A 12,527-nucleotide genomic window follows, 5' to 3' on the forward strand; every position below is an offset into this window, starting at 1 on the left:
GATAGGCTACAGGTGTAAAGGTTGAGAGACCAAAGCTGAGTAGTACTAATAGCCCGAAGCTTTCCAAGCGGATAGTAACTGTTGTCTTCTTCTTAGTTTCTATTTTTTCTTTCAATAGTATGTCAATGTAGTCTCAAAGAGACATTAAAGATCTTTGGGTGCCTATATCGGCGGTGTTCACCTCTTCCCATTCCGAACAGAGCAGTTAAGCCCGCCCGAGCCGATGGTATTGCCGTAACAGGTGGGAGAGTAGGTCGGTGCCTTTTTTTATACAAACCTCTTATCAATAAAATGATAAGGGGTTTTTTGTTTTTACAAACTTATTTCTTTATAAATGATAGTGATTTATAAATTTAAGCGCCCTATTATTTAGCGAAGATATCCTTACAATAATTTACGTTTCAGTAAGAGCCAACACTAGCCACAACGCCTCTAAAGCTTCATTTAATCTTCTGTATATAATATTTATTCTCGCTATTTTCTTTAGGCGATTTAACTATTATTTATAATAAAAAAAAGGACTAGATACATAGCTCTTTAATGGAGTAATCGATTGATTAAGACAATAAGATGCAGTACAGTTTTGTAGATTAAAATTTACAATTAGGAATACAGATTAACTTTTGTGCTATACATTGCTTCTGTTTATTTGTAGATGTATTATTACTTATTAAAATGTTTTATAACATAAATATAATGTTTTATATAGAAAAGCTTTGTTTTTAAAATAAAAATACATAACCTTGTCATACTGTTTCTTACTGGAGAAACATTAAAATCAACCATAGTTAAATTATAACCAATAATAAACTTTTATGATAAGGTATATTTTCGTGCCAGCTGTATTGTTGTTCCTAACGCTACTCCCGAGCCCAAAATTACATGCTTCGAATTCAACACATAGTTTGATTGTTGTACAACAAGATACTACTGAAGAAAAGGAAGTAAGTATTGAGGCTATTAAAAAAATTAACACTTTAAACACTAAGAAATTAACTATTGATACTGTTAATTTATCTGTTATTAAAGCCAATCCTTATGTTCATATCGCCGATTACTTAAAAGGACAAGCATCAGGTGTTCTTGTTCAATCTCCTACAGCAGAGCCAGGGAGTTATCAAAATATTGTTATACGAGGATTATCGCGTCCTCAGTTAAGTAATAATGACATAAACAGCAATATAGCAGCTGTATATGTAAACGGTATACCTATGGCTTTAGATCATAATTTCTCTAAGGACTTACAACGTTATGATTTAACAAGATTAGGTGCTTCAACAGATTATTATTCCTCAATTGATTTGTCAACTGTGCAATCGATTGAGATTATTAAAGACCCCGTTCGGTTGAGTGAATTAGGCCCATTAGCCGCTAATGGTGCTATATGGATTACTACATATGGGGGTTTATCAAGTACACGTTTGATAAGTATAAATTCTTATATGGGATTTAATACTAAACCGCAAATTACTCCTGTGAATGCCGATTTTGAGAATAGATTTAGAAGACAGTTTTACAATAGATATCCTTCTACTGATCCAAATGTCGAGTCACGTTATCCAGGTTATTTATCAGATTCTACTAATGTTAATTATTATGGTCCTGCAAATTGGATGGATAGATATTTTTCAAATTCAATGCTATCAAATTTGGATTTAAGTATCAAGGGAGGAACGAGTAGGGCAAATTTCGGTTTTATGGCGGGATTTACAAATAATGCATCTGCCTCGGATGATACCCAAATGAAGAAGTATAACGTTCTATTGAATATTAATATGCTTCCTTTTGAATGGATGAATATATCCACTTATCTAAACGGTCGACGTAGCTCAAGAGATAGAAATAGAAATATTAGAGATAGATTATTAGAAATGGCTTATTATCCAGATTTATCAACTCCAATATCTCCTAATACGCAAGTTTATTCAGATTTTATTAGTCGTTATGATCGGACAGTATTAGATGATAACGTTATTAATAATTTTCAAGGTAATATTAAGCTTGATGCAGATATAATCGAAGGATTGAAGTTTACCACAAATTTTATGATAGATTATAGCGAAGGCAGGAGAGACTTATTCTATCCAAAAGATTTGATGGAAACGATTAATTATCAGTCTGGATTCATCAATTATTCACAACGTTACATCTTTTCAAATGCATTGGCTTATAATTTCAATACAGGAAAAAATGAATTTAAGTTTAAAGTAGGTACAGATTATCAGCAGGATCTATATCGTTTTTATTTTGCTCGCGCATTTGATGGGCCGAATGATTATATCAAATTGAATATTGTACAAAGTGATCCTAATAAAGGTGATTATTTGTTACCTAGAGGTGATTTAAAAGTTTCAAGATGGAATGGTCAGGAGAGTTATCATATGCAGTCATTTTACGGTACAGCAAATTATATATATGACGATACTTTTGATTTCAAAGCTGTAATCCGATGGGATGGAGCATCAACTATTCAGAAGGATAGTCGTTGGATGCTTACTCCAGCATTCTCCGCTTCATGGAACCTTGCCAAAACATTGGAATCTAAAGAAGATTTCAAGGTGCGCGCATCTTATGGAAGAATTGCTTTGCCAAATTATAATAGTAGGTACGCAATGGGTCCGCAATATAGCGGCAGTTCACTTGGTATCCTGGAGGATCCTACAATTTCTTCTTATTATGGTTTCGTAGGGCTAACTAGAAGTTATAAAAATGGCTGGATTGGCTATAACTTGAATTGGGCTTATAGTGACAAATATGAATTGGCGATAGAGAAATCACTATTAGATTCCAGAATTAATACCATGCTAGCTTTTTACCAAACATATGATAGAAATCAAATCATTGGAGTTCCAGTACCAGGTGAGTTTGGATTCTCTTCTCAATTCAAAAATGGATTAGAAGTTAAAAATATGGGGTTTGATGCTAACTTAAATATTAAAGTGTTAGACACTAAAGAAGATCGTTTAAGTTGGACTACTTCACTTAATTTCAACTTTAATAAAAATGAATTAACAAAACTTCCAGATAATCTTAATGAACTTATTATTGGTGATAGAATTCTAAAAGTCGGCCATGCAATCGATAGCTATTGGCTATATGAAAATTTGGGAATATATAATAATGCAGGAGAGATTCCAACTTTGGGCGGTAGTCTGTTAAGTGTTGATGGCTTGGAATTTACTGTCGGAGATGCTATTTGGAAAGATCAAGATGGTAATGGAATTATTAATACGGATGATAAAGTTATTAAAGGCAGATCAACACCTAATTTCTTCGGAGGATTTAATAACTCATTTTCTTATAAAAAATTTCAACTTGATTTGGGGATTATATATGCTTTAGGACAAAAGGTATTAAATCAAAGAGCATCCAATCGGTACAATTTTATTAGCAATGAATCAAGCAATAGCATATTTGCTGTACGTGAGATATTCAATTGGCAGAATGATATTGATTTAGATAAATATCCTATTTACAATGTCTGGAGTAATACCAACCCATATCGTTTGGATCAAGATCTATTTTTGGAAAATGCATCATACCTCAAACTACGATCTGTTACGCTAGGATACGATCTGAGCAACTTAGGAGTTGTTTCTCGGTTGATTCCAACCGTGAGGAGAGCATATGTGTATGTTAATGGTAACAACTTATTCACATTAACTCCATTTTCAGGAAATGATCCCGAGTTGATAAATTTCAATGGATATTATGATGCATATGGGATGCAGTTTTCAAGATCATTCACCTTAGGAATTAAACTAGACTTATAAGATTAATATGTTAACCATGTTTAAATATAAAGGAATTAAGTATGTGCTTCTACTGTTTGCTATTGGTATAGCATCATGTTCAAAGCAACTAGATTCTCCGAGTCGTGAAGTAGCGGGAGAGGAGCTTCATTGGAGAAGTATATCAGAAACTAAAGCAGGACTATTGGGAATATATGGTTTGATGCGCTCAGCCATGATTACGAATAATGGTCATTGGGTATATGGGGAAATACGAGGAGGAGACTTCTCAATATATAATAGAGCCGATTTGAAGGCAATTAAAGAAGGGAAGTTAAATGCAGCGTTTAATATTACGAAAAGTTTATCAAACTGGCAGCGGTTTTATGCTGTCGTAAATGCTGCATCTGTATTTATTGAAAAAGCTCCGCAGGTGCTAGAACATGACAATAGATACACAGATGTCAATTTAAAGATGGATATCGTGCAAGCTCGTGCATTGCGTGCATTCGCCTATTATTATATGGCAAGAACATGGGGAGATGTCCCATTGATTACTAAGTCTTATGATAATGGAAGTTTTCCTGAGGTTGGGGTAGCTTCTCAACAGGATGTATTGAATTACGCAGAGAAAGAACTATTAGAGAGTGTAGAAACGCTACCTTATCAATACGGTACTGATAATAGTTTATACTATAATGAAAGCAGATGGCTATGGCAAAATATCTTAATTACTAAAATAGGAGCATATTCAATATTAGCTCATATTGCTGCTCTCCAAGGAAGATACGATAAAGTAGAAGCCTACACTCGATTTTTTATGGATAATTATTCGAAATCCAATGTTAAAAAATTGACGCAGATCCATGGAACAGGAGGTGGATCTGAAGCGTTAACGGGATTCTATGGCGTATTTTCATATAATTATGGTCATGGACAATTATTGAATTTTGCAGCACCTTATTTATTAGGTGAGGCGACCAACTCCGGTCATATTGAGCAGCTTACGTTAGCTCAACCACTTGTAAACAAGGAATTTCCCGATATATATGTCGAGAAGGATTCTATATCTGTAATCTTTGATGATTTGAATGATCGTAGATTCGGATTGGACACGGTCAATGGACTTTATCGAGAGAATTATTTTATCAACTTCCAAAATGATATTCCAATTTTCAAAAAAATAAACATTATCCGTGATGGATCAACAAATGGGAATTTAGCCCTCTTTGGATCTAATCTAGTTTTCTCACGCTATGAAGAAATGGTTCTTTTGCGTGCAGAAGCACTTGAAGTACTTAATGATCGAAATGGAGCTCGAAGTTTGTTGAATGAAATAAGATCGATGCGTGGTCTACGAACTTTTACTGTATTATCTCCAGAGCCAATATTAGAAGAAATCTTTAAAGAAAGAAGACGTGAATTAATGGGAGAAGGGTGGCTATTTTTTGATCTGGTGCGCTATCATAAGATCAAGCAAAATAATCCCAAGTTTATGGATTTAATAAATAGAGGAGGAATTTATTGGCCAATTGCATCAGAAATTTTAAGTAGGAATTCAATGTTGAAACAAAATTCATACTGGAACTAATAATCAACAAAGTTATGAAAAGTATACGCTTGCTTATTTTTCTCTTCCTAGGATTAGGCTTATCATTCTCTTGTGAGAAGGGAAATACATATTATACAGATTTTTCAAAGGATAATATTTCATTTGACGGTACTATATATGAGTATTTAGTAAACAAACCCGGACAATATGATTCTTTGATTTTATTACTTGAAATTCTTCCTGAATTGAAAGACAAATTAAGTAATCCAAATGATACACTGTCATTTTTTGTCACCGATAACCGATCTTTTGCTTTAGCAATTAAAAATCTTAATACGAAGCTGATAGAGGCTAAAAAGGATCCCTTGTATTTAGAAGATCTTGACAAAAAAATCATGGATACATTGGCTTATAGATATTTAATTGAAGATCTAATAGGTATAAATGATCTAAAGGAGCACAAGGATGGTATTAAGATCATTAGCGCGAAGTATGATTACGAAATGCATGGACAATATCGTGTATTGACCGCGTCAGGACTAGTTGGGAAAGGGGATCAACAGATAGTATATAGTGATGTAAATAATTCTATATACCGTAGATATTGGCAAAATGCGAACACAAGGTCTGTGAATTTGAAAGCAAAAAATGGGTACATCCACACACTTACTCCTCAGCATGAATTTGCATTTGGTAAGCTAATCGAATATTTCACTAAAGACAAATAGCATGAAAAGACTTAAATCAATATATACAGTTATTTCTATTCACTTAGTAGGAATATTACTTATTATGTCGTGTGATACATTTATTCCTGATGATATCGATGCGTTGGAAGATGGGTTAAGCTTCAGTACACGAGAGTTTACGCCTTATATGGGAAGAACCACGGTATATGATAATTCATTATCAGCAACTAATAAAACGTCATTACCTCTTAGTTTTAAAATTCTTGATATAAAGGATGTGGATGGGGAATCTGTACCGAATATATTGGATAGAAAATTTCCTGTAAGTATATGGATAGATTCTTATACAGGATTAGAAAAATCTATAGAGGAGATAGCTAAGAAGAGAAAAACAGAATACCGACCTGCAATCGAAATACAAGAGAAATCAGGAAATTTTATTTTTTGGAACACCACTTCTTTTTTGGATCTACAAACCAGTCCTTATGATGGATATTCTATGGATATCAGCATAAGTAATTCAGGAGGAAGTATTATTGATCGTGGGATAAAGTTAAAACCTTTCAAGGCGAGACCTTATGAACCCTCACGATATGATCAGAATACAGGTTTGGCTGCAGGAACTTATGTTTATCCGAAATCCGTTTATAATATTCAAGGTGAAAAATCAGGGTTTATTGAGACAGACATTAGAATAAATTTTGTTAAAGATTACGACAATAAAACACCAGGAAATACTTTGACTATAAGTGCAGTCGATTCCTTATATCGTCCTATAGATATTAAAAAATTTAACTCAACAAAATGGAACAGTCTAGTACATGGTTTCAACCATCGTTTTGTAGGTCCAAAGGTGGTTTACGATGTAATGTTTCCAATGCCTCTTGTGCCCCTGAAAACGCCATACACAAACTCTGATGGAACGCTAGCTTCCATAACGTTGTCGTATAACCGATTGAATGGTTTTGGGAGGCAAGAAGATGCGTTTTTAGATTTTGATTTTGCGATTTATGAAGAGGGACATTGGGAAATCGTCTTTAGGTTCGCTGGTGAATCACCAAAATTTGATAATGATTAAAAGAAACTGACAATGAAATATATATATAATCTAATAGTAATACTATTCCTTTGCATTGGTCAAGCCTACAGTCAGAATGATGCCACAATAACAGGTACTGTGGTAGATATGGATGGTAATGGCATTTCTTCAGTTACAATCAAAGCTATTCCTGGAAATAAGTCCTTAGGCTCTACCGACGCAAAAGGTAATTTCAGTGTCAAAGTACCAGCAGGAACTAAAAGTCTTTCTTTTAATTCAATGGGATTTTTGTCTAGATCAGTTCAAATTACGGCGAATACGAAAACCCTAAATATTGACTTGGAACCAAATAGTACAGAAATACAGGAAGTAACTATTGCCTACGCTGCGCGGAAAGCAGAGACACTTACAGGTTCTGCTGTTGTTATCAGTGGTAAGGATATTAAAGATGTACCAGCAGCAAACTTTACTGACTTATTGCAGGGGCGTGTTGTGGGATTAAATGTGCAACAAAATAATGGTACTCCAGGTATGCGTGGATCTATGTCCATTCGTGGTTTGAACTCATCAACTATTTCAAATTCAGGAGGAGATCCTTTTCTAACAGCAACTTCGCCATTATTTGTAATCGATGGTGTGCCTATTGAAGATAATCAAAGTTTCCAATATGGTTTTCAATCTCCAGGGCCTGGTATTAGTCCGATATCCATGATTCCATCAGAAGATATAGAAACAATTGTTGTGTTGAAAGATGCGCAAGCCACCGCACTTTACGGATCTCGTGGAGCATATGGTGTAATTTTGGTAACCACCAAGAGGGGTAATTCAAATATTCCTCAGATCAATTATAGTCATAATTCTTTTCTGTCTACTGTGCCTAAGTTAAAGCCAATATTGGGGGGAGCTGATGAGAATAGATTTCGTGTAAATCAAATCCTCCAAAATGACACATCTTATTTTAAGGCTTTGCAATTAATTAATGACAACCCATTTTTAGCAGATTCATTAAGTGCTTTTTTCAATAATTCAACAGATTGGCACTCTTATTTTTATGCCAATAGGTATAATATGGAGCATCATGTTAGTATTCAGGGAGGTACAGATAAATTCAATTACAAGGTAGCTCCGTCCTATTTCAAAAATAATGGTATCATTAGGAATACAGGATTTACGCGTTACAATGTCTCTACTAATATGCGTTATCGCCCATCCGATGGGTTTGAGGTCAATGCATATGTAAATACAGGTTTAGCTAAAAATAGTACAGGGTCTGGAAATGCATTTCAACAAGCTGGTATTGCGAGTTCTGTAAATACGACTTCCTTACTCCCTCCTCCGTCGATATATACTGGAAGTTTCGACGCTATGGCGGCAAGCTCTGTTGTCAATGACAATAAAACAGGAAATTTTACTGGAAATGTGGAACTTAGGTATCAAATTTTTCAGGGATTAAGAGTATCATCCACGTTCAAGTATCAATTTGATTTAGCTTCATCCAATAAGTTTATTCCAGAGATACTTAATTCAGGTCAAACGGGACTTACCATGTATGACGATAATAGAAGAACTGTCTATAATCGAAATATGATACAATATGATGCCAAATTATTTGGTAGTGAGAAGCATAGTATTAATGCCTCAGTCTTCAATGAAGTGAACACCTCTGTATTTAAAGCCCAAGGGATGTTAATGACAGGTACAGGAAGTGACCAGATACAAGTAGGTCTGTCCTCTAATACAAGAAACTCGAGAGGCGGATATTTTGATAATTTGGGCGAATGGAAATCTTTAGGTTATGCTGCCCAAGCAACGTATATTTTTGATAATAAATATATTGTTGATGGGGCTTATAGGCTAGATGGTACCTCTACATCTGGAGCAAAGAGCCCATTTACGCACAATCCAACTGCGGGTTTGCGTTGGAATTTCTTTAAAGAATCGTGGCTTGAAAATTCGTTTTTTTCGGACGGAAGTATGCGTATAAGCTGGGGTAAAAATATTTATCCTACAGGCTCTGTTTATGATGTATATGGACGCTACTATGTAGCAGGTAAAAAATACAATAATGAACCTGTCGTGGAATTGGATATGGCTAAAATCCCAAACATAGATATGACCCCAATTATCAATACGCAATGGAGTGGGGGTATTAGTCTATCGATGTTTCAAAATAGACTTTCTGTGAACTATGAGACGTATTATAAAGAAGGGAAAAACGAATTGGCAGAGATCCCCTTGGCAAATATGAACGCTTTTGATAAAATCATGGAAAATGAAAGGGCTATCGTTAATAGAGGGCACGAATTCTCTATGAACTTCAATCCTCAAATGAAGAATAATGACTGGAGACTCTCCATGTATGCAAACTTAGCTATAAATAGAGATTATCAGGCAAGATTGGCAAATAATGAAAGGCAAGAATTGTTTGAATCTGAAGGGGATGATGGTAAGTACATGATGATATTGCAGCGACTAGGAAGGAATGCTTTTTCTAACGTTTTGTTTCATTACAAGGGAGTGTATCAGTCTGATGAAGATGTGCCTGTAAATCCTGCGACAGGAATGAAATATAGGGTGTCTAACAATGTGGGCGATCAATATTTTTTCAGAGCCGGTGATCCTATTTTTACAGATTTGAATGGTGATTATATTCTAGATAATAGAGATTTGGTAATTGTTGGAAATGCACGTCCTATGATGACAGGAGGATTTGGATTTAATATCGTATATAAAGCATTCCAATTTTCACCTAACTTCTCTTATACATTGAAAAGAGATATTATTAATCGTGCTACAGCAGATCTTTATAGAAATTACTATTCTCCTACTGGTTGGCATGCCTTAAGTCCTATTCAAGGTAATTATTACACGCGACAAAATCCAAATGCAGAATATCCTAATCCGCTAGATTTTAGACGAGCAAATACAATAGATCCGTATCGGTATAATTCTACGCTTTTCCAAGAAGAAGGCTCTTATTTGAAGTTTAACAATGCTACGTTGGCGTATAGTTTTAATAATGATCTTCTAAAAAGATACAGCCTATCCAATATGCGTCTGAGAGTCACATTGAGTAATATTTTCACTTGGTCAACTTATACTGGTCCTGATCCAGAGTTAGTCACAGATCTAGGATATGATAACTCTGGAGGATATCCAAGAGCAAGAGATATTACTTTCGGTTTTGAGGTTCAATTTTAATAAAGAAACGAAATGAAAAGATTACATATATACATCGGAATAATGCTAGCCCTGCTAGCAAGTTCGTGTGGTAAAGAATGGCTAAAAGTTACTCCAGTCGATAACATGTCAGGAACAAACTACTGGCAAACTGAAGAGGATGTCGAGATGTTTGTACGGGGTATTTATAATAGGTTTAGAGATGCGACGATGGATATGTCTTATTTTCCTGCAACTGGGGATTTGAGATGTGCACCTGTAGTAATTAATCAGGGATCATTAGCTAGTGGCAATAATGAATATAATTGGATGCGTGAGATTAGGTTCAACAATTTGAAAGCAATTTTTTCTCAATATACTAATTGGAGCAGGGACTGGGGATATAACAATGATTTTTTTGGGATGAATCAAATTAGTAATTGGAATAGAATGTATAAAGTTATTGGTACAGCAAATATTGCGCAATACGAATTAGCTCAAATAAAGGATGGCGTACTAACTGATGCTCGAAAAGCCCAATATACAGCTGAAGCCGCTTTTATGCGCAATCTTAGCTACTTTTTTCTCGTGCGCACATTTGGTGACGTGCCATATTACACAGAGGCTTATCATTCTGCGGCATTAGGAAGAACAAATATGTTGGTGGTATTGCAAAATATCCATGCAGACATGGAGGCGCACTATAAAAACTTGCCATGGACGCAAACTGATGCAACAGAAATAGGTAATCGCGCTATGCGAGGATCAGCTTTAGCATTAATGATGCATATTAATATGTGGTTAGCAGGGTTTTCAGAGGCTAATAAAGAGCAATATTACTCAAAAGCCGCAGAATGGGGTAAAGAATTGATGGAACAGAATGAAGGTTCTTATGCATTGTTACCGCTTGAAAGTACTAAAGAAATCTTTAAAGGGCGTACGAAAGAAGGTTTGTTTGAGATTACGCAGAACTTTAATTACGGTGAATTATTTCATCTTTCGGCTATGTACGCAGATAATTTTTTACGATATCCCTACAAATCACTAATAAGCCGTGTAACAGAATCTTACCTTTCTTATCAGCCGTCATTTATGCAGAAAATGTATCCAGTAGGCGCTGTAGATCAACGTACAGAAGTTTGGTTTGAAAAGGAAAACTTGTATGCTACCGATGGAAGATTTGTCGTTTTAAAGACTGCAAATATTTTCTCTGAAGAAGGTGAAAATAATAATCCCGATGACAATCAAATAGTGTTTAGGTATGCTGATGCTATCTTATTAAGAGCGGAGGCTTTAGCAGAATTGGGAGGAGCTGCCAATGAGGCACAAGCTATAACATTAGTCAATATGATTCGTACTCGTGCTAAAGCAACATTAGCAGCGGGCTTATCGGGAAAGGAACTAAAAGATTTTATATGGTGGGAAAGAGTACGTGAGTTGTTAGGTGAAGGACATTATTTCTATGATCTAGTACGTACTAAAAAGGTTCTAGATGCTAATTACTGTAATCCTATACCTATTGACAATTTTTATAGAGGTGCTTGGACTTGGCCAATCGACAAAGCAGCATTAAACAATAACCCAGGGATGACTTTAAATACATTCTGGAACTAATTTACAGTAAAGATTATAAACATGAAAAATTACATTTTATTGTTTCTGGTGTCACTTTTATCACTAATGACGATTATCTCCTGCGAAAAAAGTGCATATATAGATTCTGGGGTATTTACAAATAATTACCCAGGGAATCATTATGATTATCTAAAATCAAGACCTGAGTTGTTTGATTCCTTGACTAAGATTATTGATCTAGCAGGTCTAAAAGACGTTGTGAATAAACCTAACACTACCTTTTTTGTACCATCGGATTATACTATTCGAAAATCTGTAGAACAACTCAATCAGGTATTATATATCGCGGGTCGTGATACGGTTAAGAATTTAAGTGAGGTTAACCCTTTGGTGTGGAAGGAGTTTTTGCAAATCTACCTATTTAATGGTGTGCGTCTGTTAAATGATTATCCACAATTGGATACAAATAAGATGGATGTTTTCCCTGGACAAGGATTTGTGTCTATTGGCAATAATAATATGAATATAGGTGTGCTGTATAATGACGTAACAAATGAGCGGGATGGCGTCAAGCAAACTGTTCAGTATGCAGGATATAGACAATTATACCTGTCATCTGTAGACATCACAAATCTATTTGGACAAATGATTAATGCGCCGGTGGCTACTTCCAATTTAAAGACGAGCAATGGGGTGCTACATGTACTGAATTTTACAAAGCATAGTTTTGGATTTTCATCGGATTATTTTGCAGGTCGGGCATTTAGTATGATGAATTAATA

Annotated in this window: 7 protein-coding genes and 1 rRNA gene; all 8 read left to right on the plus strand. The window is 35.0% G+C overall.

The annotated features are described in order from the left end of the window. Positions 1 to 154 precede the first annotated feature (154 nt). The 8 genes from rrf (at position 155) to GOQ17_RS02675 (ending at position 12,525) form a co-directional block, all read left to right on the plus strand. A 5S ribosomal RNA gene (gene rrf / locus GOQ17_RS02640) occupies positions 155 to 266 on the plus strand. A gap of 549 nt (positions 267 to 815) precedes the next feature. Beyond that, positions 816 to 3,773, plus strand: coding sequence for a SusC/RagA family TonB-linked outer membrane protein (locus GOQ17_RS02645; RefSeq protein ID WP_159634400.1), 2,958 nt, complete (start codon positions 816 to 818; stop codon positions 3,771 to 3,773). 16 nt (positions 3,774 to 3,789) lie between these two features. Next, entirely contained in the window at positions 3,790 to 5,322 is a 1,533-nt protein-coding gene (locus tag GOQ17_RS02650) for a RagB/SusD family nutrient uptake outer membrane protein (protein ID WP_159634403.1), read from the plus strand. Between the two features lie 14 nt (positions 5,323 to 5,336). Continuing rightward, on the plus strand, positions 5,337 to 6,011 hold the full coding sequence (locus GOQ17_RS02655; protein ID WP_159634406.1) for a hypothetical protein: 675 nt from the start codon (positions 5,337 to 5,339) through the stop codon (positions 6,009 to 6,011). A 1-nt stretch (position 6,012) separates the two neighbouring features. Further along, the gene (locus GOQ17_RS02660) at positions 6,013 to 7,050 is read left to right on the plus strand and encodes a DUF5007 domain-containing protein (protein WP_159634409.1); all 1,038 of its coding nucleotides are present in this window, start codon (positions 6,013 to 6,015) and stop codon (positions 7,048 to 7,050) included. A gap of 12 nt (positions 7,051 to 7,062) precedes the next feature. Beyond that, entirely contained in the window at positions 7,063 to 10,212 is a 3,150-nt protein-coding gene (locus GOQ17_RS02665) for a SusC/RagA family TonB-linked outer membrane protein (RefSeq protein ID WP_159634412.1), read from the plus strand. Between the two features lie 12 nt (positions 10,213 to 10,224). Continuing rightward, positions 10,225 to 11,784, plus strand: coding sequence for a RagB/SusD family nutrient uptake outer membrane protein (locus GOQ17_RS02670; RefSeq protein WP_159634415.1), 1,560 nt, complete (start codon positions 10,225 to 10,227; stop codon positions 11,782 to 11,784). A gap of 21 nt (positions 11,785 to 11,805) precedes the next feature. Beyond that, positions 11,806 to 12,525, plus strand: a complete 720-nt coding sequence (locus GOQ17_RS02675) for a fasciclin domain-containing protein (RefSeq protein WP_159634418.1) — start codon at positions 11,806 to 11,808, stop codon at positions 12,523 to 12,525. Positions 12,526 to 12,527 lie beyond the last annotated feature (2 nt).

Source organism: Sphingobacterium composti, from assembly GCF_009829075.1.
GTDB lineage: Bacteria > Bacteroidota > Bacteroidia > Sphingobacteriales > Sphingobacteriaceae > Sphingobacterium > Sphingobacterium composti.